We start from the raw sequence: 24,364 nt of genomic DNA, 5'->3' as shown, positions 1-24,364 counted from the left end.
TGTATGACACCGTTAACCCTGGGTGAACTCCCCCATAGGGCGTCGAAATGCTCCCCGTCAGGCCACGGCGCCGATCGAGCGGCCCGCCCACTCAGGAGCCGGTTCGGTCAGTTCCGTGAAGCGGCGCCGCACCGCGTCCGGAAACTCGGCGGCGCGGCCCGACTGCCGGTCGACGTGGACCGCGAGCAGCTCCGTGGTCGCCACCGGGGCCGCGTCGGGCGTCGGCTCCGACTCCGGTCCGGACATCACGTACATCTCGTGCACGAAGCGAGCCTTGCGCGCCGCCGCCCCCAACACGCGCGTACGGACGGCCAGATGGGAGCCGTCGGGCACGTCCCGGAGGAAGCGGATGTGGGACTCGACCGTGTAGAGGGAACAGCCCGTGGACTCGCGGTACCCGGAGTCCAGGCCCGTCTCGATCATCAGCGCGTCCGTGGCATGACCGAAGACGAGGACGTAGAAGGCCTCGCTCATGTGGCCGTTGTAGTCGATCCACTCCGGGCGGACCGTGCTGTGGAACAGGGGAGGCCTCGTCATCGGGAGTCCTCCTCGCGGTCCAGGCGGCCGGTGGCGCGCAGCACGTCGATGACCCCCCGGTCGCGTTCCGCCACCAGGTCGGCGATGGAGCGGCCGTCCGCCGCCTCGTCGCAGCCCGCCACCACGGCGTCGTACAACTGCTTGTCCAGTTCCGGCGCCTCCAGACGCGTCCACGGTGACTTCAGGGACGGGCCGAAGTGGTCCAGCATGTGCGCCATGCCGCCCTCGCCGCCCGCGAGCGCGAACGTCAGCATCGGCCCCATCACCGCCCAGCGCAGCCCGGGGCCCTCGGTGATCGACCGGTCGATGTCCCGGACCGTCGCCTCGCCGTTCGCGACCATGTGCAGCGCCTCGCGCCACAGGGCCTCCTGGAGGCGGTTCGCGATGAAACCCGGTACCTCGTCGTTCATCGTGATGACGGACTTGCCCGCGACCTCGTAGAAGCGGGAGGCCCAGGCGACCGCCGTGGCGTCGGTGCGCTCGCCCCCGACGACCTCGACGAGCGGGATGAGATAAGGCGGGTTGAACGGGTGGCCGACGACCAGGCGCGACGGGTCCTCGGCCGCCGTCTGCATGTCGGTCATCGGATAGCCGGAGGTGGAGGAGGCGATGACGACGCCGGGTGGTGTCGCCGCGTCCAGGCGGGCCAGCAGATCGCGCTTGAGGTCGAGCTTCTCGGGCGCGCTCTCCTGGACGAACTCGGTGTCGCCAACGGCCTGTTCGAGCGTGTCGGTGACAGTGAGCCGGCCGGTGGACGCGCCCTCGGCGAGGCCGAGCGAGGTGAGCGCCGGCCACGCCGCGTCGACCAGGCGGCGCAATTTCCGTCCGGCGTCGGGCGCCGGGTCCCAGGCGGTCACGTCGTAGCCGCGGGCCAGGAAGTGGGCGACCCAGCCACCGCCGATGACTCCGGCGCCGACGCAGGCGACGCGGCGGACGTTCTCCGGCGAGGTGATATCCGGTGACGCCGCCTTCGGCGCGGTCGGTTCGGGCGAGCCCGTCACGGGTGAGGCCATGAGTGCTGCTCCTTCGTCGTCGCGGCGGACTACTTGCGCGGCATGAGGCCGAGCGTGGCGCGGGCCTCGTCCGGTGTCGCGACGCGTGCGCCGATCGACTCGGTGATGGTCACGGCCCGCTCGACGAGCTGGGCGTTGGTCGCCTTGTTGCCCTTGCCGAGGTACAGGTTGTCCTCCAGGCCCACGCGGACGTGCCCGCCGAGCAGGATGGACTGCGCGACCCACGGCATCTGCATCCGGCCGAGCGCGAAGCTCGCCCAACGCGCGCCCTCCGGCAGCATGTTGACCATGGACTGGAGCACTCCGGGGTCCGCCGGCGCGCCCCACGGGATGCCCATGCACAGCTGGAACACGGTCGGGTCGTCGAGCAGGCCCTCGGCGAGCAGCTGCTTGGCGAACCAGAGCTGACCCGTGTCGAAGATCTCCAGCTCGGGCCGCACGCCCAGCTCCTGGATGCGCCGCGCGCCCGCACGCAGCATGTCGGGCGTCGAGACGTAGAGGTTCGAACCGTCGCCGAAGTTGAGCGAGCCGCAGTCCAGCGTGCAGATGTCGGGCAGCAGGTCCTCGACGTGCGGGAGGCGCTCCAGGCCGCTGACGAGGTCGGTGCCGGGGAGGTGGGTGAGCGGGTCGTCCGGGTCGATGACCAGATCGCCGCCCATGCCGGCGGTGAGGTTGATGACGACGTCGGTGCCGGTCTCCTTGATGCGCTCGACGACCTCCCGGTACAGCTTCGGGTCGCGCGACGGATCCCCGGTCTCCGGATCGCGTACGTGGATGTGGACGACGGCCGCTCCGGCGGCGGCCGCCTCCACGGCGTTCCCGGCTATCTGCTCAGGCGTGACGGGGACATGTGGGCTCTTGCGTACGGTGTCACCGGCGCCGGTGAGCGCACAGGTGATGATGACGTTCTCGGTCATGGGCATGCGGGGGCCTCCCGGGAGGGCAGGGGCGGGTACGGGACTTCGGTGGCCTCTGGCCTACTGCGCCAGGATCGTGTGGTCGACGTGGGCGGTCAGTGCGGCGTGCATCGCGTCCGCGGCCGCGGCGGACGACGGCCCGCTCACCGAGAGGACGTGTGTCGCCAGGCCGTCGATCAGCGCGGTCAGCGTCAGTGCCGCCGCCTGCGGATCGACCCCGGCGCGGAACACGCCCTGTCCGACACCTCGGCGTACGACGTCGGCGACGGTCTCCCGCCACTGCTGGTAGTACTCGGAGTGCAGTAGGCCGACCGTCGTGGAGCGCGCCGCCTCGGCCCACAGGTCGAGCCACACCGCCCACTGGCGGCGCTGCTGCTCGGTGCGCGGCGTCTGCAGCGCGATCAGCTGGCGCAGTTCCTCGGCCGCGTCGTCCGCCTCGGCGAGACGCGCGGCACGCCGTGCGGTGTCCTCGTCCATGCACCAGCGCACGGCCGCCTCCAGGAGTTCGGCGCGGCCGGGGAAGTGGTAGTGGATCGTGGCGCTGCTGGTGGCGCAGGCGCGAGCGATGTCGGCGACCCGCACCGCGTGGAAGCCGTGCTCGGCGATCAGCCGGACCGTCTCGCGGACGATCTGCAGCGGTCGCCCGCCCTCGACGCCGGCGGCCGGCGCCTGGGCCTTCTCGCGGGGGCGCGTCCCGAGCAGCCAGCCGGCGTCGACCCGACCCTCGTCGGCGATCCGCGCCAGCTCCGCGGCCGTGAAGCGGCGGGTGCCGCTCAGCGCGCGCGAGAGCTTGGACGGATCCATGACGACGCGGCGCGCGAACTCACGCTGGCTGACGCCCGCGGCCGCGATGACCTCGCGGACTCGGGCGGCGGTGTCGTCGGTCGGTGGGCTCTTGAGGACGGCGTCGGCTTCCACGGGCCACGACCCTAGGCACGTGTTGCGGAAAACTCAACAATGCGAACGGGTGAAGTGCGCATCGGCAGTGCTATTGCGATCCTGACTGACATGTCAGTCAGGATCGCAACGCCGCCCTGACCGGCGCACACCCCTCATGTCCGGCGGGCCTGGACGGCAGACACTCGCCGTCCGACCACTCCTCCGGGGAACGCCCTGGTCAAGCGCCACTAGGGTGGAGCCGTCCTGGAACAGCGAGAGAAGGGCGCCCACGTGGTAGACATGGCAGCCGCGGCGCGGAAGGTCTTCGAGCGTTACGACGTCGACGGTGACGGTCAGTTGACGGCGGAGGAGTACCGGAAGGTCGTCGAGGAACTCGGTGACACGGGCGTCACCGACGATGCCGCGCAGGCACTCATCGGCACCATCGACACCGACGGTGACCGGAAGGTGTCGTTCGAGGAGTTCCGGGCTTCCATGGGACTCTGAGCCCGAAGCGCCGGCGGTCGGTGCCGTGGCCATGCTGCCGAGCGTGATCATGGCTGCGGTGCTGACGAGTGCTGCCGCACGGCGCAGGGTGCGGCGCGAGCATGTGCGCTTCTTCATGAGTCTCCCCATTGGCGGCTTCGGTGGGTGTGTGCACCTGGTTCACCCGTGACGGGACCGGATGCGGCTCGTCGAGTCTTCATCCGCTGTGGAGCCGGCTCCCCCACGTGGCCGTCAGTCCGGCGAGCGCGCCGGCGCGGCCGATGCGCCCACGGCCCGCTCGGGCGCCGCGAAGAGTAGGCTGAAGGAACCGGGGACACTCCGTGCACGGACATTCGCGCCTGTGCCGTTCCCGGTGATCGAATACGCCGGGTCGGCTCAGGCCCGCCCGGGGCAGGGTTCGCGTCATGACTGCGACCGTCTCCCCTCCGCTGACGTCCGAAGACCGGCGTCCCACGTCTCCCGTGCGTCTGTCGCTTGTTCCCGACGGTTCGGCACCGCTCCTGCTGGACGGAGCGTGGTGGCCGCGTTCGCGCGATCTCACCGCCGAACTGCCCGGCCTGGCGTCCGTTCTCGATCCGTTGTGGGGACGGATCACCCGGGTCACGGTGCATCCCGCCCAGTGGCCGGTCGTCCCGCGCAGGGTGCCTGTGGCCGGTCACGTGGTGCAGGTGGGCTGGTTCCGCTTCGAGCAGGACGAGCACGAACTACTGTTGCTCTCCTACCACGTGGGCCGCTGGAACCTGCTGGTCGTTCCCTCGTGGATGCCTCCGGCTGCGGCCGCGTGGCTGATGGCCGCGGCGAGTGACCCGCGCCGGACCGCGACCGGGAGCAGCCTGGTGGCGGAGGCCGCGCGTCTGACGGTGACTGCCGAGGCCGACCGGGAAGCGGTGTGGGAGTCCGAAGGGGGACACGGAGCCGGTGCCCTGGTCATCCCCGCGTGGGGCAGGGCAGTCACCGAGGCGCCGACGGAACGGCCGGAAAGGGTGTGAGGACGGTGGACATCCTCGTGACGGTGATCGTGCTGCTGGCGGTGATCGCGGCAGGCGTGTTCCTCATCCACCGGCTGAACTCTCAGCACGGGGACAGGAGCGCCGCCTTCCACTACGGCCGTGGCGGTGTGGTCGCACCGGACCGGAAGACCGATGACGGGCCGGTCGCACGCCGACGGGCCGCCGTCGCGAGCGACGCCGACGGGCCCCGGGGCCGCCGGGACGGCAGACGCGGACGGCTGCGCCCTCGACGCCGTACCCGCGACGTATCGGCACGCTGAGCGCGGACGCGGGCCCGTCGGAGCGGGGCGCCGACGTTGTGGAGGCTGGTGAGCGCCAGCCGGCAGGAGGCGTTCATCTCTCATGGCGGCGGTACGCGCAGGGCGAGCAGGGCCACGTCGTCGGTGCTGCCGGGAGGCACGACGGCGAGCACGCGGTCGCACAGCGTGTCCAGTGGTTCGGAGGCGTGCGCGAGGGCGTGGCGGCGCAGCCGGTCCAGCCCCGTGTCGAGGTCACTGCCCGGTGTCTCGACCAGCCCGTCGGTGTACAGCAGCAGGGTGGAGCCGGGATCCAGGGGATGCATGGCGTCCGGCCGACCCGCGCCGGTGGCCGGACCGGTGCCGAGGAGCAGTCCTTGGCCGGCTTCCAGATAGCACGCGGTGCCGTCCGGGGAGAGGAGCAGCGGAGGCGGGTGTCCCGCACTGGTCCAGTGGAGCGTCCACGGTCCCGTGTCCGGGTCGCCCTCGACGCGGGCGAGGATCAGGGTGGCCAGCGGCACGGTGGTGATGACGGGCATGGCGGCATCGAGGCGGTCGACGACGGCGCCGGGCGGTCCCGTGTGGTCCCATGCCAGTGAGCGCAGGATGCCGTGCAGTTGCGCCATGCCGGCGGCCGCGGTCAGGTCATGGCCCACGACGTCACCGATGACGAGGGCGAGCGCGCCGTCCTTCAGCGTGAAGGCGTCGTACCAGTCCCCGCCGACCTGCGAGCCCGCCGGGGCGGGCTGGTAGCGGGCGGCCAGCCGGAGGTGGCCGGGCCGGGGCAGCGGTGCGAGCAGGTTGCGCTGCATGGCCTCGGCGACGGCGCGCTGACGGCCGTAGCGGCGGGTGTTGTCGATGACCACGCCGACCCGGCGGCCGACGTCACTCACTACCACCAGGTCGCCTTCGTCGAAGGGATGCGCCGGGTCGGTGCGCACCACCGTCAGCGCCCCGGTGATCCGGTCCCGGGCGCCGAGTGGCACCGTGACGGCGGAACTCGCGCCCACCGCCGCCAGGAAGCCATTGTGGATGGCCGCCAGAGGGGAGTGTCCGGCAGCCGGGAGGACGGCAGCCACCCGCTCCTGGAGTACGGAATCGCCACCGGTCAGCGCCCGGCCCAGTGGCGAGTCCTCCCCCTCACCGGCCCCCTCCGGGGCGGGCTCGCGCCGGCCCTCGAACCCCGCGTTCCGTCCCCCCGGACCGGTCACTGCCACCCGGTGGATCTCCCCGGAGCCGGTCCGGAGGTCCACCGCCGCCCAGTCGGCGAGGCGGGGCACCAGCAGGCGCACCAGGCGGGCCAGCGCCTCATCGGTTTCCAGGGTCTGCCCCAGGACGTCCGTGATCTCGGCGACCAGGGACAGCCGCTCGTTGAGGTCCTCCAGCGCGCGCGTGCGTGCCGTTCGCTCGCGGTGGACGCGGGGTTCCCCGGTGGCATCAGTGAACAGCAGTGCCACACCCCTGACGGAGCCGTCCTCCGTAAGGGGGGACGCGGACCAGGAGACCGCCAGCAGGCGACCGTCGCCCCGCAGATACGTGCCCCCTTCCCCGCGCGCTCCCTTCCCCTCGGCCAGCGTGCGGAGCAGCGGGCACCGGTCCCGCGGCACCCGATTGCCGTCCGCGTCCCGGTGCAGCAGATCGTGGGCGTCAGTGCCCCGCATCGCCGCGATGGTGCGGCCCAGCAACCGCTCGGCCGCCGGGTTCGCGGCGACCACCCGTCCGGCTGTGTCCAGCACCAGCACCGCCGTGACCAGCCGCTCGACGACCTGCCGCCAGAAGCCCGGCTCGCCCACCGGCCACAGCCCCACGTCATCACCCACCGCATCCCGCTCGGACTCTCCGGAGACTGCCTTCCCGTCGATGGTGCTCCGACGCGGTCCTGCTCGCAGGGCGACGGGGCACTCGGCGCACGTGGGCACGGCCCGACGGCCGGCGGGGAGTGTCCGGCCCAGTTCAGCCGTCATCCCGCCTTCTGTCCGGACTCCGCGTCTCCCGGACGGTCGGCTGTTCTCCGGCGGAGCCGTACCCCGCACCGTCCTCGCCGCCGTCCGCGAGGGCTCGTCAGAGGGCTTCCCGCAGCGCGGGTGACGCGGTCCCGCCCGCTGGCCGGGGCGTGCCATCCGGCACGGGGTGGCCGGTCGGCGATCACGCGCCATCCGGTGCCGCGCAGTGATGTGCCGCTCCCGCCGTCCTGCGTGCAGGTGATCAGTCTTCGGTAGCCGAGGGCCTTCGCCGCCCGCCAGGCGGCACCGCAGAGCAGTGAGCCGGCGTTGCTGGCGCCGTCGCCGGCGGTCCGGGCAAATCGGAAGGTGGCGCCGTCGTCCAGGTGGCGGGCCACCGGCCGGCCTATGGCGACCACGGCGCGCAGCGTGCCGGTCTCGTCGGTGGCGCCGACCGTGAAGATCTGTCCTGTGGGCGGCGGGTGGTGACGGTGCCGGGCGGGCACGAAGTCCTTCGCCTCACAGGAGCGGACCGGCACCAGGTGCAGTGGGGCGTCGCTCACGCGGCCTTCCCGAAGCCGGACTGTGTCGGCGCGTGCTTCGCGACGGCGCGGGCGGTGATCTCCGCCGATGCGCGGCCGTACGCCGCGGACAACTCCTCCGCTCCCGGCTCCCGATACCACGGTCGCAGGTCGAGCATCGCGGCCCACATGCCGGTGGCGAAGCACAGCGCGGTGCCCTCGGGCAGGGCGCGGATCGCACCGGCGGGCAGGATCCGTTCCTGCCACATGCTGACCGAGGTCGACTTCCCGGGCTCCGAGCGAGAGGTGGACGTGCTCTCACGTGGAAGTCGGGGTCGTCGACGCCGGAGCCGATGGCCTCGACGGTCGAGGCGGACGCCATGGCATCCATGCCCGCGTCTCCCCAGGGCTACTGGCCCTGACACGGCGCCGACCGAGGAGGACGTCACGCGCCTGTCGGCGTCTTTGCAGGACGCCGTCGACGAACTCGGCGCCTGACTCCACCCCGCGCCACCGCGATATACGACCACCACCCCGATCTGCGGCACGGACAACAAGCTCAAGGGCGTGCTGACCGACCGGGACGTCGTCGTGAAGGCGCTGGGCGCGGGCAAGGACCCCGCGACCTGCCCGGCCGGCGACCTGGCCCAGGGCGAGGCCGTGACCATCGGCGCTGACGACGACGTGGAGGAGATCCTGCGCACCATGACGGAACACAAGGTGCGCCGCCTGCCGGTGATCGACGGTCACGACCTGGTCGGCATGGTCGCCCAGGCCGACGTCGCCCGCTCCCTGCCCGACCCCAAGGTCGGCGACCTGCTCCAGGCCCTGTCCACCGACTGAGCCGGGCACTGGCCCTACTGACCTCTGGCCGCCGGTGCGGGAACGCACTGGATTGGCGGCCGGAGGACGGGGCACACGGGTCGGTGTATGACCCACGTGAGCGATGGTGACAAGGGAGACTCCCCATGCTCTTGGCACACCCCGTCGTGCTGAAGAACCTCATCGAGCAGTACGAGACGTTGCGCGCCCTGCACGCCGAAGACGGCACCGAGGGGGCGCGTCGGCGTATGGAAGACGTCGCTTACACGCTGTGCGTGTCGACCGGGACCCGCGACGTTGACGCCGCCCTCGTTGCCGCCCGCCACCGGCTGCCTGGAGCGCGTACCGAAGACGACTCCCTTCTGACCACCTGACTGCCCCCGGCATCGCCCCACCGCACCATGACCAAGTCCGTCGACCTGCCGACGTTCAGCAGCCTCGATGAGCTCACCCGGCTCATCACCCACCGCCGCGGCCTTTACATGCGCTGGTTCCGGGGGTCCTGAAAGCGATCTGCCGAAGACGAGCAGTACGGACGATCCGGCGGGAGTCGAGCTGCCGGGCCTGTCGGCCAGCCCACTGGACCTGGAGGACTGATGGGGCGAGCGACTTGTGAGGGTGTGGGTCGCCCGCCGACTATACGACTACTGTCGCCCGCCGTATGCCAAGGACGCCCGCACCCGGCCGTGGGTCCTGCACGGCTCCGAGAGGGCCTGCGGACCGGCCAACGAGCCCCTGGTGACGGAGATCGAACCCCTCGGCTGGATCGCCGACCAGGTGATCACGGAAGCCTCCCGCGTCATCACCGAGCAGCCCGGGCGCTGGGACCCACTCGACCGAGACGAAGTTCCTGAGGTACCCCACGCGTCCCTGGGTGGGGCCGTCACCGAGACGGCACGACCGCCAGTAACCCTCGGCGCCGCTACCGCCTCCGGGCTTGGTCACGCGGCGCGGGTCCCATGTCCGGCTGCCGACCGGCGCGAACCGACGCATGGCGCTGCCCCGGACCGGGGCCCGACCGCGCGGCCGGGGCGTCGGCGCCGGTGGCGAAGGCGTAACCGTCTTGTGAAGGAGGTCGACGACGAGTTCGCGGCGCGGCCAGGGTCGGGGGCGGGGCGCCGACGCCGGTGGCGTTCTCCAGGATCTGGTCGTTGGCGAGGCGGACGACGGCGAACTTAGCCGACGACCAGGGTCCGCACAGCCCGGAGTGTGCCATCATCGACCGCAGCACGCCGAGGAGGGCGCCCTGGCCGACGTGCACGGCCAGGTTCACCGGCACGGCCTGACGGCCGGAGTGCTCCCGCATGCCGGTCAGGCGTTCCAGAGTGCGGGCGCGTGGGAGTCGGGTAGGCCGGTCAGCCGTTGCTCCGCCTTCTCGTCCAGCGTCATCACCAGCTCTCTGGTCGTACCGGCCGGCAGTTCCTGTCACAGCGCGCGCTTCATGGCGAGAAGGCACAGGGGACTGGCGACTTCTACTGCGCCAGTTGCAGCGAGAAAGTCCATGTTGAGGAATGTGACAAAATCCTCTCCTGCTCGAACGGACACAAGGAGTTCGAGACTCGCCGCAACGAACCGGGCAACAAGTTCTGAGCGGGCGGAGTGCTGCCGGTGGCCGAGCAACGTCAAGGGCTCCTGTCCGGTGACGAGCCCCGGCCCGCCGAGTGCCCCGGAGTGCTACACCGCTGGCGCCGTCATGGGCGTGGGCGCTTGACCGGTCGGATTCGCGGGCAGGCCGTTCACTGCGTACGGGGCCGGTCGTCGTGGCTGCCGGTTCCCGTGTCGCGGTGCCCCTGCGGCATGCCGGGGTCCGGCCGATGCTGTGGTCTTCCGTCGTCGTCGGGGAGGCCGATCAGTTCCTCGACGTCGAAGATCCGTGCGATCGGTACGTCCGTGCTGCTGTGGGCGACGATCGAGAAGGCGATGGTGACGGCGATCAGCGTGAACGCCTCCTCGCCCCGCGGGATGCCGGCCTGGAGCACCAGCAGTCCGTAGACCACCGAGGCGAATCCCTTGGGACCGAACCACGCCGCGGTGAGCTTCTCCTTGCGGTTGAAGTCGGTGCCCACCAGGGACAGCAGCAGCGAGGCCGGACGGATGAGGACGATGCACAGGACCGCCACCGCGTAGCCGCCGATCGACAGCTCGCCGAAGAGGTGCGGGGTGAGCAGTGCGCCGAAGACCAACAGCGCCGCGAACTTGGCCAGCTCGGCCAGGGCTCCCCCCAACGGCTCGAAAGCGTCCTTGGCCTGCGGCGCGAGGGCAGCGCTCACCGCGCCCGCGGAGAAGGCGGCCAGGTAGGGGTTGGCGTGGGTGAGGTGGCAGGCCGCGTACAGAATGACTCCGACCGCCAGCGGCAGCAGGGGCTGAAGCGAGGGTTCAGCGCCCAGCAGCCGGAACCGGACCAGCCAGTGCACCAGCAGCGGCAGGGTCACGCCGAAGAGCAGTCCGAGGAGGAGTTCACCGGCGATCGAGGCGAAACCGACGTCCTCGGCGTGTCCGGCGGGGGCGGCGGCCGCGATGAAGACGAGGACGAACGGCAGTGCGAGGCCGTCGTTGACGCCGCTTTCGATGTTGAGCAGTTGCCGTAGTCGGGCGGGGACTTCCTTGCGGCTCACGATGGCCGAGGCGAACACCGGGTCGGTGGGTGCCAGTACGGCGCCGATCAGGAAGGACGTCGTCCAGTCCAGGCCGACGAGGAAGTGAGTGAGCAGCGCGACCCCGAGGAAGGCCAGCGGCATGCCCAGGCCGAGCGCGCGGGCCGGATTGCGCCAGGACCGGCGTAGGGCCGGGAAGGAGACGTGCATGCCGTCGGTGAGCAGCACCGCGAAGAGCGCCAGATCCGCGGTGACCCGGACGATGTCGCTGTCCGGCGTGATGTGGATCAGACCGAGGAAGCCGTCGCTGACGAGCGCGCCGCCCACCAAAAACAGCAGCGAGGTGGACAGCACCGAGCGGGCGGCCAGCCCGGACAGCAGCACGGCCACCAACAGCGCCGCTCCGAAGACGATGACGAGTACCACCTAGAACGCTCCCCGCTGTCGGCCAGGCCCTACGGCGCCGACCCGGATCGGCAGGCGCCTCTGCCCTGTCCTCTGCCACAGCCCGGTCCTGGTATGCGTACCCGCCGTAGAAGCCGATCGCACCCCGTCCCTGCTCCTCCATGAGCTCCCGGGTCCGCGCCACGACGCGGTCCACCGCGGTGTCCCAGTCGGTCCACACCAGCCGGCCGTTCTTCCGCACCAGCGGCCGCGTCAGCCGGTCGGCGGCGGCGTTCGCCTGCCACCCGAACAGGTCCTTCGGACCCAGCCGGCCGTGGTTGACCCGGTGGTGCGCCCGGCCGCGCACCCCGACGATCCGGCCGTCCTTCACCGCGATGTCCATCGCATCCCCGTTCGAATGCAGGATGGACGCCGACGGCACCCACCGGTCCACTCTGCTCGGCGCTCACGCCGTCCGCCAGATGGGTGTCCACCCGCACCGGCCAGGGCACGCCCGACCCGTACGGCGTCCGGCTTCCCCGCCTTTTTGGGGTTCTTCGGTGGATGGTTCACGCGGTGCCGAGTCGCTTGCCCAGCCATGGGAGCACCTGGGAACACACCGGACCTGTCCGATGACCCGGAGCAGTCGTCTGCGGCGGGACTGGTCCATCGGGCGGAGTGACGGGCTGACAGGACATGTTCCTTTCGCAGCCGGGCAAGCAGACGGGCATGCTGAACGTCCTGCTGACGGTGGTCGGTGCCCTGGGACTTGTGGTGGCGGCGCTCTCCGGGCCTCTCCGGCGGGTTCCGCTGAGCGCGCCGCTCCTGGCCCTGCTGACAGGAATGGTCCTCGGCCCGGAGGTGCTGGGAGCCGTTGATCTGCCCACGGTGGTGGAGGGACACAAGGAACTGCACGAGGTGTCCCGTCTGCTCCTGGCGGTCTCGGTCATGTCCGTGGCCCTGCGCTATCCGTTCCGTGAGGTGCGAGCGCAGGCGAGACCGCTGCTCGTCCTGCTGATCGTGGCCATGGCCGGGATGGCACTGCTCACCACGGTGGTGTCGGCTGCCGTACTCGGACTCGGGCTCGGTACGGCGGCGCTGCTGGGAGCGGCTCTGTGTCCGACCGACCCGGTACTCGCCTCCGGCGTCGTCACCGGCGAGCCCGCAGAAAAGGGGATCGCCGCCCGGACCCGGCAGTTGCTCTCCTTGGAGTCGGGCGCCAACGACGGGCTCGCGCTGCCCCTGGTGCTCGCCGCTGCGGCGATCGCCGGACCGCTGACGGGGACACGAGCGCTGACGGAGTCCCTGTGGCAGGTGCTGGGTGCGCTCGTCCTCGGAGTGGCAGCGGGCTGGCTGGGAGGGAAAGTACTGCGCGTGGCGGAGAGGAGCGGAAGCATCTCCCCCGGCCCGCTGCTGGTGTACACCCTGCTGCTGGCCCTCTTCGTGCTGGGCGCGTCCGGGCTGCTGCGCTTCGACGGCGTTCTGGCCGTCTTCGTCAGCGGCCTGGCCTTCAACGCGGTCAGTTCGGTGGACGAACGAGCGAGTGAGAACAAGATCGACGAAGCGGTCAACCGTTTCCTCGTCCTGCCGCTGTTCGTGCTGCTCGGAGCCATGATCCCCTGGCGTGAGTGGGGCGAGCTGGGCTGGTGGCGCGGCATTCTGCTCGTTCTCGGTGCGCTGTTGGTGCGCCGTCTGCCGGTCCTGATCGCCCTCAAGGGTCCCCTGTCCCTGTCCTGGCGGGACGCCGTCTTCCTGGGCTGGTTCGGCCCCATCGGGGTCTCGGCCCTGTTCTACCTGACCATGGAAGCCCACCGGCTCGGCGTCGACCCGGGGGTCCTGGCAGCCGGGACACTGGTCATCGTGGCCAGCACGGCCGTGCACGGCGTCACCACAGCTCCCGGCCTGGTCCTTTACCGTCGAGCGGCCACCGGAGGAACCGAGGGGACCGTGAAATGACTCGGCCCAGGTGTACCCACGAGTCCATCGCTCCATCGCGGGGCCGGAGCGCTGTGCCCGGTCCGGCACGACGGCTCGCGCCTCATCGTCGGTCTCCACGCGCATGACCGGTCGATCCGGTGGTCGGCGAGCCTGACCACGCAGCCGACCGTGTCTTCCCGGCGACAGGCGACAGGCACGAGGCCGAAAGCGTTCGAGGCTCGGCCGGGCGGCGCCGGGGCGGCCGCCGACCTGACGGACCGGTCTTCGGACCCTGGTCCTTGTGCGAGGGGCTCTCGCGCCGGGTACCAGAGGATTCGTGTTCTTCGATTCCTGGAATGAAATCTTCCGCAGTACTCCTCATGGCGGGGCTGGCCTACCCGATCCTCATCACCGCGGTACGTGCGTCAGGCAAGCGGACACTGTCGAAGATGAACGCCTTCGACCTGGTCGGTCACGGTCGCGCTGGGATCGACCCTGGCGACCATCCTGCTCAACCGACAGGTGGCCCTCGGGGAAGGGGCCCTGGCACTCGGCTCGCTGGTGACGCTGCAGTTCGTCACCGCCTGGGCATCTGTCCGCTTCCGGGGTGTTCGCCGGCTGGTGAAAGCCGAGCCGACCCTGCTGTTGCACGAGGGCCGCTTGCTCCATGAGGCGATGCGACGCCAACGGGTCACACCGGACGAGGTGCGTCAGGCGATCCGTGCCCAGGGGACCGGAGCGCTGGAGCTGGTACACGCGGTAGTCCTGGAGACGGACGGCAGCTTCAGCGTGATCTCCCGCTCGCAACACGGCTCGGGAAGCGCCATGGACGGCGTGCCGCAACGGCAAACGCGCCATCACGACGTCGGACAGCAGCCCGTCCCCGAGCCCGGCGACCGGCATTGACCTGCCCGAACGGGCCCGCCCTGGACGCCGCCGTCGTAAGCGGCTATGCGGAGGGCCCCGCGGCAGGTACTACCGACGAGCGGCGCGCGAACCAGGTCCTGGGGACAGGCTCATTGCCGCGGTACCCGCACCGGGCGGTCGCCACGCGAGGGGCGGAACCGCCCCGGCTCGCCGGGTGACTGCGGGCGGTGAAGGCTTCAACTGTCTCGCGCCCCTACCCTCCCTGGCCGCCCGGCCCGCAAATGTCCTTGAGCCGGTGCAGGGCCCGTCTCACCGGCCGGGGCCAGCGGGGTGAGTCGCGTGCGTGCGGGGGCGCCTGCGGCGGCGGTGGGCCGCGGTGCTCGCCACCGCGCTCAGGGCCGCGCAGAAGATGAGCGCGAGGGCCAGGCCGGAGCAGAAGACGGCCAGCGTGTTCATGGTGCCGATGTCCTGGCCGAGTACGGACACGGTGTACTCGGGGCCACCGGAGAGATTGTCGGCGATCACCAGGCCGGTGAAGGCTCCTACGGCTGCGAGGAGAAGCAGTCCGAGTATGAGCATCCGGATCATCCCTTCAAACGGAGCGTTGACTGGTACGGGATGCGGTGCTCCTCGGGTACCCATGGTGCCGCGTGGGACACGCGGCAGGCGCGAATGGGGGCGTGGGAGTCGTCCCCCGAGGCTGCTATGTCGTGTCAAGCCGCTTGAGTGAGTGCCTCGACGTTGCCGAGTTGGTTCCGGTCGCAGCGCTCAAGAATCTTGAAGACCTGGCGGCCACCCGCGGCCACCCCACCGTCGGCGTCATCCGCCCGGTGGGGGAGAGGTCAGTCCCGGTGCGTCGATGGCGTCTTCGACGTAGGCGGGTGTCTGGGAGTGCACCTGCAGGGCGACCTTACCGGCTCGCTCGAAACGCAGGGTGATGCACGATGGTCTCGTCGAGGCCGTCAAGCCGCTACCCCTCTCGGCGCACGGTTTCAGCTCCGCGGTGGCCGAGTGTCCATTCACTGCTGGACCGCTGAGCACGAGAGTGCGGAGCGGGCACCCGGACGTGGATCTCGGCAGCGGGGCGGGTGCCCGGACGGGACGCGAGCGCCCGTGTCCGGAGGGTCTAGGAGGGATGCGACCGCGTGGCTGGTGCTGAAAGGGGCCGAGCGGGACACCCGTGAAGCCGAGACGGACGGCAGGCAGCGGCGCACACGGCATGAGGCGCCGCGTGGCGAGAGGAACGAGGTGGGCGATGCGTGCACTGACCGTGCGGCCCGGCGAGAAGGATTCCCTGGAGGTACGGGAGGTGCCCGACCCCGTCCCTGCCGACGGCGAGCTGCTGGTGCGCGGTTTGGCGGTGGGGGTGTGCGGAACGGACAGGGAGATCGTCCGGGGCGGGTACGGGTGGGCCCCGCCGGGCCGTGAGTGGCTGGTGCTGGGGCACGAGTCCCTCGGGCGGGTGCGGCAGGCGCCGCCCGGCAGCGGCTTTTCGGCCGGTGACCTCGTCGCCGGGGTGGTGCGCCGGCCGGACCCCGAACCGTGCGGGGCCTGCGCCCGAGGGGAGTTCGACATGTGCCGCAACGGCCGTTACAGCGAACGCGGCATCAAGGAGATCGACGGTTATGGCGCACAGGCGTGGTGTGTGGAAGCCGGTTACGCGGTGAAGCTGGAGCCGCGTCTGGAGCGCGTCGGTGTGCTCATGGAACCGGCCACCGTGGTGGCGAAGGCGTGGGAGCAGGTGGAGCGTGTCGGTGGCCGTTCGTGGTTCGAGCCGCGTCGCGCCCTGGTGACGGGAGCGGGGCCCATCGGGCTGCTCGCCGCCCTGCTGGGGGCACAACGCGGGCTGGAGGTGCATGTCCTCGACCGGGTGACCGAAGGAATCAAGCCCGCCCTGGTACGGGAGTTGGGCGCCACCTACCACGCGGAGGATGCCGAGCGGGTCGTCTCCGCCGTGCGCCCGGACGTCGTCATCGAGGCCACGGGCGCGAACCAGCCCGTCCTCGCTTCGCTGACGGGCACCGCACCCTACGGGGTGGTGTGCCTGACCGGTGTGTCACCCGCCGGCCGCAGGATGACCGTGGACGCGGGAGCCCTCAACCGGGAGATCGTCCTGCAGAACGACGCGGTGGTGGGCTCGGTCAATGCCAACCTGCGTCACTACCGCCAGGCCGCCGAGGCGCTGGCACGGGCCGACAGGTCGTGGCTCGAGCGCCTGATCACCCGGCGGGTGCCGCTGGAGCGCGCGAAGGAGGCGTTCACGCCGCGACCCGACGACGTCAAGGTGGTCATCGAGCTGTAGGCGGCACGGTACGAAGGAAGGCTTCGGATGTCTCATCACACTGCTCCACTGGTCGTCGTCATGGGCGTGTCGGGTTCGGGGAAGACCACGGTAGGCCGACTGCTGGCACGGGACCTCGGCGTGCCTTACGCCGAGGGAGACGACTTCCACCCCGCACCCAACGTGGCGAAGATGCGTGCGGGCCACCCGCTCGACGACGAGGACCGTCGCCCCTGGCTGGACGAGATCGCACGATGGCTGGCCGACCATGCGGACGCGGGAGGCGTGGTGACATGCTCGGCGCTCAAGCGCCGCTACCGTGCCCGGCTGGCTTCCGCCGCGCCGTGCGTCTTCTTTCTCCACCTCGACGGCTCACCCGAGCTGATCGCCGCACGAATCACCGCGCGACAGGGCCATTTCATGCCGCCCGAGCTGCTCCGTACGCAGTTCGCCGACTTCGAACCACTGAGCGGCGACGAAGCGGGCTCGGCCATCCCGATCGACGGTACGCCGCAGGAGACGGCGGCTCTCGCTCGTGCCGCCGTCACCTCGGCCTGACCCTCATACCGCGACCTGTCGGCGGTTTCGCCGTCAGGCACGACCTCCTCGGGCCCAGTGGGAGACTGCTCCACCGGTGCCTCACCAGCAGGCACCGGACGATCTGAGGCAGCCCGGGGGAACATGCGCCCCGTGCGGCTTCGGCGCATGGACGATCTGACAGGACAGGGGCGCATCGATGAAGCCGCAAGGTTTCGAACACCGCTGCCCATAACCGGCCCTCCCGGTCCGTTCCCCGAGTGGAACGCCCTCGGCACGGGAGCGTTCCTGGGTGACTTCCCCGAACTCCCCGCCGTGTCGTGGGCTCATGTTCAGCACCGTCGTACTCGGTCGGGTTCAGCGCGGAATCCGGCCCGAACCGCCCACCCACGTATGGCTCCCCTGACGTGCCAGGCGAGCCACGGCGTCGACAGCTCTACGGTTGCCCAACGACCTGGCCGCCCGCCACCCGACTGGCCCAGACGAGCGCGGCTGTTCTCTGCCGGTCGAGGGGCGGGGAGTGAGGACGGCAGGCGCTTCCCCGCTGCCGGGAGACCGGCTCGCCTGCTTCGGGAGACGGGTGTGGCACGGGAAGCCGAGAAGCAATGGCGCACTGAAGGGGGGAAGGTGGGGTAACCGGACGGTAAAAGACAACCAGTCACTGCGCGGCTTCGGCCGTCCGCACCGTCAGAAGGAGTATCACCCTCATGTCCACCCACCACGCCACCCCCGCGGCCGGCCTGACCAGGGTCCAGCAGGCCGCGCTCGCCGTCGGAGCAGTATTCCTCCTGGTGGGCGTTCTCGGCTTCATCCCCGGTGTCACGACCGACTACGACACCATGGAGTTCGCCGAACATCACTCCGAGGCCAAGCTCCTGGGGCTTTTCCAGGTGTCGATCCTGCACAACATCGTCCACCTGCTGTTCGGCCTCGCCGGAATCGCCATGGCCCGCGCGGCTTCCACCGCCCGCGCCTTCCTCATCGGCGGCGGTGTGATCTACCTGATCCTGTGGATCTACGGGTTGATCATCGACCACGACAGTGCAGCGAACTTCGTGCCGGTCAACACGGCGGACAACTGGCTGCATTTCGTCCTGGGTGTCGGCATGATCGCCCTCGGCGTCCTTCTCACCCGCCGGACCGCCCCGACAGCTCGCTGAAGCACAGCGGCTCAAGCCTGACGGCGAGGGGCGCCCGCGAACGGTGGCGAAGCCGTCCCACTGCCCTCCCCGCACCGTACGGGTCTCGATGTAGCCGGCAACGACTTGCTCACCACGCGATGCCGCTCGGATTCCACAGCGTCCTCGGTCGCCTCGGGCAGTCCGGCCGCCAGCGGGGAAAGACGACGCGGAACGCCGATCCCACGGCGAGTAACGGGCGTCGAACGGGTCAGGGGTGCTTCCAGCCGGTCTTCCGCCGACGGACGGCGTAACCGCAGACCGGTCTGCCGGGCGGAGCACCGCAACACCTGTGTCGGCGCCTCCACGGTGGCGACGCTGCTGGTCAGTGCCGGGAGCCCCGGGCTGCTGGGCCGCTATCTGGCCCAGACCGCCTTTCTCACAGCAGACGGACGCCCTTCCTTCGTCCGAGGGACCCGGCAGCCTCTTCGCGCCGGCCGACGACACGGAGGATCACGGTGCGCACGGAGTCTTCGACGATCAGGCGCACGCTCGCAGCCCGCAGTCGTGGGCGAGCCGCCACCGGGCATCGGACGCGTCGCGACCGCGGCCGGCCTCGCCGGGGCGGGTTGCGCGCTGTTCCGCCGCACCAGGTCCTGAATCGCACGCATCGCCGGTGCTTTACCCCCGGGCACGGGTGCCGGCAGAACCGCAAGACCGCCAGCCCGGGGAGATACTCAGAGCGTGGGCGCCTGTTCGCAGCGTCGGCATGCCTCCGGTCCTGGGGCGCGACGTGAGGAAGTCGATCGCCGCGAACCTCCGGTGCATCGTCTCCACGGCCTCCTCGCCACCGCCCAACCCTGCCCCCCTCATGCGCGGCCGCCACCGTTGCCTCCGCTCGCTCCAGGTTCAACGCACCACGACCGCGATCAGGGCCGAGCGGTGTTGACGCAGCACTCGGCGGTTTGCGGCGTCCGGTGTGGTGTTACCCCTACGTGGACGGCACCAGCCGTCGCTGGACACCGCTGGAAGGTTTCTTCATGACCACTGCAGTCAAGGACATGCTCGATACCTACCCTGCCCATCTGGGCGGAGTGAACCGGGAGAAGCTCGCCCGGTGCATCGAGGAATGCATCGCCTGTGCCCAGGCGTGTACCGCGTGCGCGGATGCGTGCCTGTCGGAGGAGATGGTCAGTGAACTGACCAAGTGCATCCGTACGAACGCCGACTGTTCCGACATCTGCAACGTCACCGCCGCGGTGCTGTCCCGCCACACCGGCTACGACGCCAACATCACCCGCGCGATCCTCCAGGCGTGCGCCACCGTCTGCAAAGCCTGTGCCGACGAGTGCGGGCGCCACGCCGACCAGCACGACCACTGCCGTGTGTGCGCCGAAGCCTGCCGCCGTTGCGAGCAGGCGTGCAACGACCTGATCGATTCCTTGGGCTGACATACTCCCCGTCCACTCCGCTGCACCGGGCGGACGGGGGCCGACTTCGGAGGGCGGCTGAGCTGCCCCGAGTTTCGTAGAGTCCGCGGGGTGTCCTGAGTTCGGTGGAGTCGTGTCGCTTGGTTTTACGCTACAGGTGCTGCCCGTAGTTCGTACTCGACCGGAGTGAGCATCTCCAGGGCCGAGTGGCTGTGCTGGCGGTTATGGAAGGTCTCCAGGTACTCGAAGAGTGCCGTGGACAACTCCAGTCTGGTCCGCCAGCGCCGGCGGTTGAGCAGTTCCCCCTGGACCCGAGCCCAGAAGGACTCCGTCATCGCGTTGTCCACGCAGTTTCCGATCGAGCCCCTGGACGGCAGGGGACCGGAGGCGCGGGCCCGTTCGGTGAACGCTCAGGAGCCGGACTGCACTTCGTGATCGGAGTGGATGATGGTGCCGCCGGGCCGGGGATGGCGGTTGCCGATGGCCGTGCTCAGTGCATGGGTGGTCAATGCGGCAGTCGGAGACGCGTCGATGGACCGGCCCACCACCCGGCGGGCGAGGGCGTCCAGGACCACAGCGCAGTACACCTTGCCCTCCATCATTGGAGGTTCGCTGATGTCGGTGACCCACAGTCGGTCCGGGCGTGACGGGTGAAGTTGCGTTCCACCAGATCGGCAGCGACCTGCCGGATCGTCGTCTCGGGCCGCGACTCGTAGTTCTGTGACCGGCCGGAATCCCGCAACGCACGAGGCTCCTGTGCCGTTCGAAAAAGGTGTTCGACGTCTCAACTCATCAACGCACAAGCCTCATTGGTTCCCTATCCTGCCTCACTCGGCCTGCCTCACGCCCTGGTCGAGTGGGTCACCATGCTCATCGTCACCCGTGAGGGTGGCCGCCGCTGCAAGCTCCGGCCGCAGAAGCGTGCTCTCGTCGCCCGCCCTTCGGCCCCACCCGCGCCGGCGGGAGCAACGGCTCCACCAGCGCCCATTGCTCGTCCGTCAGGTCCGACGGATACCCACCCCCAACACCGCTCACGGCGAGCTCAACGAACCCCTCAGCAACGGGACACGGCAGATCTCAAACACGGTCTCAGGGAATCGAGCCTCCATCAGACCCGGAGCGGTTCAGTGTCGGTGAGCTGGCGATGGCCACCCTGAAGGGCTGGCGCCTCCTGCGGAACTCCGCCGCAGCACCAACCGCATCACCAACGTCGTGAAAGCCGTCCTGGTCCTTCACCACGCCTGAATTTGGTGTCGCCGTCGGCGTTCCACTGGTTGGGGGAATCCTCACGACCTTCGTAGAGTCCCGTGAAACATGCGTCCTCGTCTCTTGCCGTCGACGGGACTCCGATGTCCCAGTCGCCCTCGCATTCCAGGGTGGCTTTCAGCTTGGAGCCTGCCTTGTTGAAGTCACCGTTGGTGGTTTTGACGTCGATGTTGAAGTCGAACTCGACGTAACGCGTGTAGGGGCTGGCATCGAGGCCGCCGATCTTGCCGTACCCGATGAGTGTGTTCCGTGAGATGAAGAGGCCCTTGACGTAGCATATCTTCCACGCTGTTTCGGTCGGCTCAGTCGGCACGGTGGCATCCCCCCCCCGGGTGCAGCAGGTAGCACTCACTGGTGCTGCGCTGAAGGCTGCGCAGGCATGGCCGTCCTAAAACGTGCGGCGGATATCTTGGCCTGAACACGTGGGAAAGCGGGCGATCCCGGTACGCGAGGTGGGCCGGAAGATCAGAGCTTCCGCCGGGCGATGGACTCAGAATTCAGCTAGCCGGAGGGGGACCCTGTAGCGGCCCGAAGCACTCATTGGAGCCTGATCCCTCGGGTCGTTTACCGCTCCCGCTCCATGGCCCTCTTTGCTCAACGGGTGGCCTGCCCGCCGTGGTTCCGCGACGCCCGCATGTTGAGGGCGTCAGTGAGTCTGCGACGCCCCGCAGAGTGTTTAGACCGTGTCCTACGTGGTGAGGCGGACGAGTCGTTTGTAGCAGCAGGGCGGCTGCCAGTCCGAGAAAGGCCAGGTAATTGCGGGGATCGCGTCGTAGCGAGGGCTCAGGCGTCGGTAGCCGGACAGCCAGGACATCGTCCGCTCGATGACCCAGCGGCGGCGGCCCAATCGTTCGCTGGACTCGATGCCTTTGCGCGCGATCCGTACTCCGATGCGTTTGCCACGTAACCATTTCCGCAGGTCGGCGCGGTCGTAGGCTTTGTCTGCGTGGAGGCGCTGGGGCTTGAAGTACCGGCCGCGGTGGGGGTCGTGTCTCGTTTGGTGACCCTCGACCATGGGCTTCAGCCCTTCGCTGTCGTGGGTGTTGCCGGCCGAGACGCCGACGAGAAGGGGCAGTCCGTTCGCGTCCGACAGGACGTGCATCTTGGAACCCGGCTTGCCTCGGTCCACGGGGCTCGGACCTGTGTGTTCGCCCCCTTTTTAGCCCTGACATGGGCGGTGTCCAGGACGACGCGGGTGACGTCGATGAGGCCGGCGTCGTCGAGTCGGTGCAGCACGGCTTCGTGCAGCCGCCCCCAGACGCCGGCTCTCGACCAGATCAGGAACCGGCGGTGGGCGGTCGACTTTGATATGCCGAAGCAGGGCGGTAGTTGGCGCCAGGCGCAGCCGCTGACCAGTACGTAGATGATGGCCGCGAACAGCGTCTCATCAGGCGTGTCCTGTGTTCCGCCGCCCTGCGGCCGCACCCTCGACGGCGGGATCAGCGGCTTCGCGATCTCCCACAGCCCGTCCGGAACAATCCAACTCCACGTACCCCGCCCCATACCGAGGTCAACGACGCCTCACCACGTAGGACACGGTCTAAGGAGGTTGCCCAGCCATGGAACGCCTCGGAGGTGGGTGCCTTTGTCGCTGCGATGAAGAGTGACCGCCTGTTCGCGCCGTTGCTGCTGTCCGTGATGGGGCTCCGTCCGGCGGAGGTCTGCGGCCTGCGGTGGTCGGACATCGACCTGGCCGCAGCCACGCTCAGCATCGCCAACACCCGAACCATGATGGGCAACCGCACGGTGGTGGAGAAGGACACGAAGAACATGGCGGGGGAGCGTGTGTTGCCGATCCCGAGCCTCGTACGGGAAGCGCTGAAGACGTTCCGCGCCACGCAGGCAGTGGAACGCCTGGCGGCGGGCGAGGGGTACGAGGGCGGCGGGTATGTCCTCGTGGATGAACTTGGGTGCGCGCTGAACGGTCGGCAGCTCCGAACGCGGGCCTACAAAATAATGGATGCAAACGGCCGCCGCAGGGTCCGTCTGTACGATGCTCGGGCGTCTTGCCTCACGTACCTCGCCAACAACGGGGTGCCGGATCACCTGCTCGCCATGTGGGCCGGGCACACCAACGTGAAGACGACGAAGAAGTGGTACGTGAAGCCGGACGTGGCGGACCTGCTTCCGGCGGCGGAGGCGTGGGGAGGTCTCGCAGGGGGCGTGTGACAGATCGTGACAGATGAAGGTGTGAACCCGTGACCGAAGGCAAGACCGAGACGCTGCAATACCGCTTTGACGGGCCAGAACACCTACCAGTCCTGATCCTGGGGCCGTCCCTCGGTACCACATGGCACATGTGGGACCGGCAGGTGCCCGAGTTGGCGCAGCAGTGGCGGGTCCTCCGTTTCGACCTGCCCGGGCACGGCGGCGCTCCCGCCCATCCGGCGGGTTCGGTCGCCGAGCTCACCTCGCGCCTGCTGGCCACGCTCGACGGACTCGGTGTGCAGCGATTCGGATACGCGGGCTGTGCGTTCGGCGGCGCCGTCGGTACCGAGCTGGCCCTGCGCCACCCCGAGCGCCTCGCCTCCCTCGCGCTGATCGCGGCCTCGCCCCGCTTCGGCACGGCCGACGAGTTCCGCCAGCGCGGCGTGATCGTCCGCACCAACGGACTCGACCCGATCGCCCGCAGTGCGCCGGAGAGATGGTTCACGGGGGGCTTCGCCGCCGCCCAGCCCGCGATCACCGAGTGGGCCGTGCAGATGGTCCGGACCACCGACCCCGGCTGCTACATCGCCGCCTGCGAGGCGCTCGCCGCGTTCGACGTGCGCGGCGAGCTCGGGGAGGTCGGCGTGCCCACCCTTGTCCTCGTCGGCTCCGACGACCAGGTCACCGGCCCCGCCGAGGCCCGTACGCTGGTCGCCGGTATCCCGGACGCCCGCCTCGCCGTCGTCCCGGGTGCCTCCCACCTGGTCCCGGTCGAGCAGCCCGCAGCCGTCACCGACCTGCTGGTGCGGCACTTCTCCACCGCCTGGCAGACCGCCCACGACACCTCCACCGGGCAGATCCCGGTCCCGGCCGTCCAGGGCGCAGCACCCGCCGCTCACGTGGCCGGCCCGGCCGTTCCGGCGGTCCCGTCCTCCTCCGCGCCCGTCCAGCCGGCCATGGCGCCGCCCCCGCCGCAGAGCGCGCCCGTCGCCGAGATCGCTCCGGCCGACGTTGGACCGCAGGCCACGGCGCAGGGGCGGCCCGACCCGTACGAGGCGGGGCTCAAGGTACGTCGCGAAGTACTCGGCGACGCGCACGTCGACCAGACGCTGGAGCAGGCGGACGAGTTCTCGGGGGACTTCCAGGAGTTCCTCACCCGGTACGCGTGGGGCGAGATCTGGGACCGTCCGGGCCTGGACCGGCGCACCCGCAGCTGCGTCGCCCTCACCGCCCTGGTCGCCGGCGGCCACCTCGAGGAACTGCCGCCCCACCTGAGGGCCGCCCTGCGCAACGGGCTCACCCCGGCCGAGATCAGGGAAGTACTGCTCCAGGCTGCCGTCTACTGCGGCGTACCGGCCGCGAGCGGCGCCTTCCGGGTGGCGCAGCAGGTCATCCGCGAGGAGACCACGCCGCCGGAGTGAGTTCCGGCGAGCCGGGGGC

24 protein-coding genes and 7 pseudogenes are annotated in these 24,364 nt (G+C 70.1%); 15 read left to right on the top strand and 16 right to left on the bottom strand.

What is annotated here, in order from left to right; translation table 11 throughout:
- Positions 1–57 precede the first annotated feature (57 nt).
- The 4 genes from IE142_RS11705 to IE142_RS11690 are packed head-to-tail and all read right to left on the bottom strand — an operon-like array spanning position 58 to position 3,385.
- Positions 58–537, bottom strand: coding sequence for a thioesterase family protein (locus IE142_RS11705; protein WP_191885664.1), 480 nt, complete (start codon positions 535–537; stop codon positions 58–60).
- Positions 534–1,550, bottom strand: a complete 1,017-nt coding sequence (locus tag IE142_RS11700; RefSeq protein ID WP_229830379.1) for a 3-hydroxyacyl-CoA dehydrogenase NAD-binding domain-containing protein — start codon at positions 1,548–1,550, stop codon at positions 534–536. Before IE142_RS11700 ends, IE142_RS11705 begins: the two co-directional genes overlap by 4 nt.
- A 29-nt stretch (positions 1,551–1,579) precedes the next feature.
- Positions 1,580–2,473 (bottom strand): beta-keto acid cleavage family enzyme, encoded by an 894-nt coding sequence (locus IE142_RS11695; protein ID WP_043378209.1) that lies wholly within the window; start codon positions 2,471–2,473, stop codon positions 1,580–1,582.
- A 54-nt stretch (positions 2,474–2,527) separates the two neighbouring features.
- Entirely contained in the window at positions 2,528–3,385 is an 858-nt protein-coding gene (locus tag IE142_RS11690; protein WP_191885663.1) for a TetR/AcrR family transcriptional regulator, read from the bottom strand.
- 261 nt (positions 3,386–3,646) lie between these two features.
- Here IE142_RS11690 and IE142_RS11685 point away from each other — a divergent pair, with 261 nt between their 5' ends.
- The 3 genes from IE142_RS11685 (at position 3,647) to IE142_RS11675 (ending at position 5,123) form a co-directional block, all read left to right on the top strand.
- Positions 3,647–3,853 (top strand): EF-hand domain-containing protein, encoded by a 207-nt coding sequence (locus tag IE142_RS11685; protein ID WP_191885866.1) that lies wholly within the window; start codon positions 3,647–3,649, stop codon positions 3,851–3,853.
- A gap of 404 nt (positions 3,854–4,257) precedes the next feature.
- A complete protein-coding gene (locus IE142_RS11680) occupies positions 4,258–4,842 on the top strand; it encodes a DUF5994 family protein (RefSeq protein ID WP_191885662.1) in 585 nt (194 codons plus the stop codon).
- Between the two features lie 5 nt (positions 4,843–4,847).
- A complete protein-coding gene (locus IE142_RS11675) occupies positions 4,848–5,123 on the top strand; it encodes a hypothetical protein (RefSeq protein WP_191885661.1) in 276 nt (91 codons plus the stop codon).
- 80 nt (positions 5,124–5,203) lie between these two features.
- Here IE142_RS11675 and IE142_RS11670 read toward each other — a convergent pair whose 3' ends face one another.
- From IE142_RS11670 to IE142_RS11660, 3 genes and pseudogenes are all read right to left on the bottom strand, one after another.
- Positions 5,204–6,919, bottom strand: a complete 1,716-nt coding sequence (locus IE142_RS11670; RefSeq protein ID WP_229830377.1) for a SpoIIE family protein phosphatase — start codon at positions 6,917–6,919, stop codon at positions 5,204–5,206.
- Between the two features lie 140 nt (positions 6,920–7,059).
- Positions 7,060–7,602, bottom strand: a complete 543-nt coding sequence (locus tag IE142_RS11665; RefSeq protein WP_229830375.1) for an XF1762 family protein — start codon at positions 7,600–7,602, stop codon at positions 7,060–7,062.
- A pseudogene (locus IE142_RS11660) lies at positions 7,599–7,966 on the bottom strand (hypothetical protein); the annotation flags it as partial. The gene IE142_RS11665 and the pseudogene IE142_RS11660, both read right to left, overlap by 4 nt.
- 128 nt (positions 7,967–8,094) lie before the next feature.
- Here IE142_RS11660 and IE142_RS11655 point away from each other — a divergent pair.
- From IE142_RS11655 to IE142_RS37495, 3 genes and pseudogenes are all read left to right on the top strand, one after another.
- Positions 8,095–8,403, top strand: a pseudogene (locus IE142_RS11655) (CBS domain-containing protein); the annotation flags it as partial.
- 125 nt (positions 8,404–8,528) lie between these two features.
- A complete protein-coding gene (locus tag IE142_RS11650; RefSeq protein WP_043378195.1) occupies positions 8,529–8,756 on the top strand; it encodes a DUF5133 domain-containing protein in 228 nt (75 codons plus the stop codon).
- A 139-nt stretch (positions 8,757–8,895) separates the two neighbouring features.
- Positions 8,896–9,144 (top strand): annotated as a pseudogene (locus IE142_RS37495) (DUF6098 family protein); the annotation flags it as partial.
- A gap of 160 nt (positions 9,145–9,304) precedes the next feature.
- On the opposite strand, the gene IE142_RS11640 reads toward IE142_RS37495, so the two are convergent.
- The 3 genes and pseudogenes from IE142_RS11640 to IE142_RS36520 form a co-directional block, all read right to left on the bottom strand.
- Positions 9,305–9,688, bottom strand: a complete 384-nt coding sequence (locus IE142_RS11640; protein ID WP_229830420.1) for a hypothetical protein — start codon at positions 9,686–9,688, stop codon at positions 9,305–9,307.
- 430 nt (positions 9,689–10,118) lie between these two features.
- The gene (locus IE142_RS11635) at positions 10,119–11,402 is read right to left on the bottom strand and encodes a cation:proton antiporter (RefSeq protein WP_191885659.1); all 1,284 of its coding nucleotides are present in this window, start codon (positions 11,400–11,402) and stop codon (positions 10,119–10,121) included.
- A 106-nt stretch (positions 11,403–11,508) separates the two neighbouring features.
- Positions 11,509–11,926, bottom strand: a pseudogene (locus tag IE142_RS36520) (nitrate reductase); the annotation flags it as partial.
- Between the two features lie 130 nt (positions 11,927–12,056).
- On the opposite strand from IE142_RS36520, the gene IE142_RS11630 reads away from it, so the two are divergent.
- Positions 12,057–13,316 (top strand): cation:proton antiporter domain-containing protein, encoded by a 1,260-nt coding sequence (locus IE142_RS11630; protein WP_229830370.1) that lies wholly within the window; start codon positions 12,057–12,059, stop codon positions 13,314–13,316.
- Positions 13,317–13,838: 522 nt separating this feature from the next.
- A complete protein-coding gene (locus IE142_RS11625) occupies positions 13,839–14,183 on the top strand; it encodes a DUF421 domain-containing protein (RefSeq protein WP_229830367.1) in 345 nt (114 codons plus the stop codon).
- 270 nt (positions 14,184–14,453) lie between these two features.
- Here IE142_RS11625 and IE142_RS11620 read toward each other — a convergent pair whose 3' ends face one another.
- Positions 14,454–14,723: a hypothetical protein gene (locus tag IE142_RS11620; RefSeq protein ID WP_191885658.1), complete on the bottom strand. Its 270-nt coding sequence runs from the start codon at positions 14,721–14,723 to the stop codon at positions 14,454–14,456.
- A gap of 676 nt (positions 14,724–15,399) precedes the next feature.
- Here IE142_RS11620 and IE142_RS11615 point away from each other — a divergent pair.
- The 4 genes from IE142_RS11615 (at position 15,400) to IE142_RS11600 (ending at position 19,531) form a co-directional block, all read left to right on the top strand.
- Positions 15,400–16,446, top strand: coding sequence for a glucose 1-dehydrogenase (locus IE142_RS11615; RefSeq protein ID WP_191885657.1), 1,047 nt, complete (start codon positions 15,400–15,402; stop codon positions 16,444–16,446).
- A 27-nt stretch (positions 16,447–16,473) separates the two neighbouring features.
- On the top strand, positions 16,474–16,983 hold the full coding sequence (locus IE142_RS11610; RefSeq protein WP_191885656.1) for a gluconokinase: 510 nt from the start codon (positions 16,474–16,476) through the stop codon (positions 16,981–16,983).
- 686 nt (positions 16,984–17,669) lie between these two features.
- Positions 17,670–18,122, top strand: coding sequence for a DUF4383 domain-containing protein (locus IE142_RS11605; RefSeq protein WP_191885655.1), 453 nt, complete (start codon positions 17,670–17,672; stop codon positions 18,120–18,122).
- Between the two features lie 998 nt (positions 18,123–19,120).
- A complete protein-coding gene (locus IE142_RS11600; protein WP_191885863.1) occupies positions 19,121–19,531 on the top strand; it encodes a four-helix bundle copper-binding protein in 411 nt (136 codons plus the stop codon).
- A 125-nt stretch (positions 19,532–19,656) separates the two neighbouring features.
- Here IE142_RS11600 and IE142_RS11595 read toward each other — a convergent pair whose 3' ends face one another.
- On the bottom strand, positions 19,657–19,869 hold the full coding sequence (locus IE142_RS11595) for an integrase core domain-containing protein (RefSeq protein ID WP_268252959.1): 213 nt from the start codon (positions 19,867–19,869) through the stop codon (positions 19,657–19,659).
- Positions 19,870–19,920: 51 nt separating this feature from the next.
- Complete coding sequence (locus IE142_RS37350) at positions 19,921–20,298, bottom strand: DDE-type integrase/transposase/recombinase (protein ID WP_268252958.1); 378 nt, start codon at positions 20,296–20,298, stop codon at positions 19,921–19,923.
- 21 nt (positions 20,299–20,319) lie between these two features.
- On the opposite strand from IE142_RS37350, the pseudogene IE142_RS11585 reads away from it, so the two are divergent.
- A pseudogene (locus tag IE142_RS11585) lies at positions 20,320–20,445 on the top strand (IS5/IS1182 family transposase); the annotation flags it as partial.
- On the opposite strand, the pseudogene IE142_RS37635 reads toward IE142_RS11585, so the two are convergent.
- From IE142_RS37635 to IE142_RS11570, 3 genes and pseudogenes are all read right to left on the bottom strand, one after another.
- Positions 20,441–20,545: pseudogene (locus IE142_RS37635) on the bottom strand (transposase); the annotation flags it as partial. The pseudogenes IE142_RS11585 and IE142_RS37635 overlap by 5 nt on opposite strands.
- A 166-nt stretch (positions 20,546–20,711) precedes the next feature.
- A complete protein-coding gene (locus IE142_RS11575) occupies positions 20,712–21,089 on the bottom strand; it encodes a hypothetical protein (protein WP_191885652.1) in 378 nt (125 codons plus the stop codon).
- A 375-nt stretch (positions 21,090–21,464) separates the two neighbouring features.
- Positions 21,465–22,279, bottom strand: a pseudogene (locus IE142_RS11570) (IS5 family transposase).
- A gap of 93 nt (positions 22,280–22,372) precedes the next feature.
- Here IE142_RS11570 and IE142_RS11565 point away from each other — a divergent pair.
- Both IE142_RS11565 and pcaDC read left to right on the top strand, forming a co-directional pair.
- A complete protein-coding gene (locus IE142_RS11565) occupies positions 22,373–22,945 on the top strand; it encodes a site-specific integrase (RefSeq protein WP_191885651.1) in 573 nt (190 codons plus the stop codon).
- 29 nt (positions 22,946–22,974) lie between these two features.
- The gene (gene pcaDC / locus IE142_RS11560; protein ID WP_191885650.1) at positions 22,975–24,345 is read left to right on the top strand and encodes a bifunctional 3-oxoadipate enol-lactonase/4-carboxymuconolactone decarboxylase PcaDC; all 1,371 of its coding nucleotides are present in this window, start codon (positions 22,975–22,977) and stop codon (positions 24,343–24,345) included.
- The last annotated feature ends 19 nt before the right edge of the window (positions 24,346–24,364 follow it).

This window comes from Streptomyces mutabilis (genome assembly GCF_014649815.1).
Classification (GTDB): Bacteria; Actinomycetota; Actinomycetes; order Streptomycetales; family Streptomycetaceae; genus Streptomyces; species Streptomyces mutabilis.
This window is presented reverse-complemented; position numbering and strand designations above follow the sequence as displayed.

Bases quoted from the DNA above. Each gene is read 5' to 3' on its own strand.
- IE142_RS11695 (WP_043378209.1), bottom strand. From the start codon at position 2,473: ATGCCCATGACCGAGAACGTCATCATCACCTGTGCGCTCACCGGCGCC.
- IE142_RS11615 (WP_191885657.1), top strand. From the start codon at position 15,400: ATGCGTGCACTGACCGTGCGGCCCGGCGAGAAGGATTCCCTGGAGGTA.
- IE142_RS11700 (WP_229830379.1), bottom strand. From the start codon at position 1,550: ATGGCCTCACCCGTGACGGGCTCGCCCGAACCGACCGCGCCGAAGGCG.
- IE142_RS11605 (WP_191885655.1), top strand. From the start codon at position 17,670: ATGTCCACCCACCACGCCACCCCCGCGGCCGGCCTGACCAGGGTCCAG.
- IE142_RS11620 (WP_191885658.1), bottom strand. From the start codon at position 14,723: ATGCTCATACTCGGACTGCTTCTCCTCGCAGCCGTAGGAGCCTTCACC.
- IE142_RS11630 (WP_229830370.1), top strand. From the start codon at position 12,057: ATGTTCCTTTCGCAGCCGGGCAAGCAGACGGGCATGCTGAACGTCCTG.
- IE142_RS11680 (WP_191885662.1), top strand. From the start codon at position 4,258: ATGACTGCGACCGTCTCCCCTCCGCTGACGTCCGAAGACCGGCGTCCC.
- IE142_RS11650 (WP_043378195.1), top strand. From the start codon at position 8,529: ATGCTCTTGGCACACCCCGTCGTGCTGAAGAACCTCATCGAGCAGTAC.
- IE142_RS11705 (WP_191885664.1), bottom strand. From the start codon at position 537: ATGACGAGGCCTCCCCTGTTCCACAGCACGGTCCGCCCGGAGTGGATC.
- IE142_RS11685 (WP_191885866.1), top strand. From the start codon at position 3,647: ATGGCAGCCGCGGCGCGGAAGGTCTTCGAGCGTTACGACGTCGACGGT.
- IE142_RS11610 (WP_191885656.1), top strand. From the start codon at position 16,474: ATGTCTCATCACACTGCTCCACTGGTCGTCGTCATGGGCGTGTCGGGT.
- IE142_RS11565 (WP_191885651.1), top strand. From the start codon at position 22,373: ATGAAGAGTGACCGCCTGTTCGCGCCGTTGCTGCTGTCCGTGATGGGG.
- IE142_RS11640 (WP_229830420.1), bottom strand. From the start codon at position 9,688: ATGCGGGAGCACTCCGGCCGTCAGGCCGTGCCGGTGAACCTGGCCGTG.
- IE142_RS11600 (WP_191885863.1), top strand. From the start codon at position 19,121: ATGACCACTGCAGTCAAGGACATGCTCGATACCTACCCTGCCCATCTG.